Here is a 339-nt window from a genome sequence, read left to right as displayed (position 1 = left end):
ATGAAGATGGTGTCCGTACCGTTAGTGCGCCAAGCTTTGCTGATATTGTCTTTAATAACTGTTTTAAAAACGGTATGTTGCCAGTCATTGTGCCTGAAGACATTGTTGATCAGTTATTTAAGGAATGTGCTGCGCAAGAAGGATATCAATTAACAATTGATTTGGCTGCGCAAGAAGTTCGTACACCAACTGGCGAAGCATTTAAATTTTACGATTATGCATATTCTTTTAAGCGGTTATTAGACCCAAATTTACGCTCACCCAATAGTTGGTTATTGGAAGATAAAATTGAAGGTATGAATGCTTTAGTCAAAGCAGCCAATAAATCCGGAAAATTTA

The 339-nt window shown here is 36.9% G+C and carries 1 pseudogene; it reads left to right on the top strand.

Annotated features, from left to right (window positions below):
- Nucleotides 1–339, top strand: a pseudogene (locus tag RFX69_RS08840) (hypothetical protein); the annotation flags it as partial.

Origin of the sequence: Acinetobacter sp. 148, assembly GCF_031196675.1 — a bacterium.
GTDB classification, from domain to species: Bacteria; Pseudomonadota; Gammaproteobacteria; order Pseudomonadales; family Moraxellaceae; genus Acinetobacter; species Acinetobacter baumannii.
This window is presented reverse-complemented; position numbering and strand designations above follow the sequence as displayed.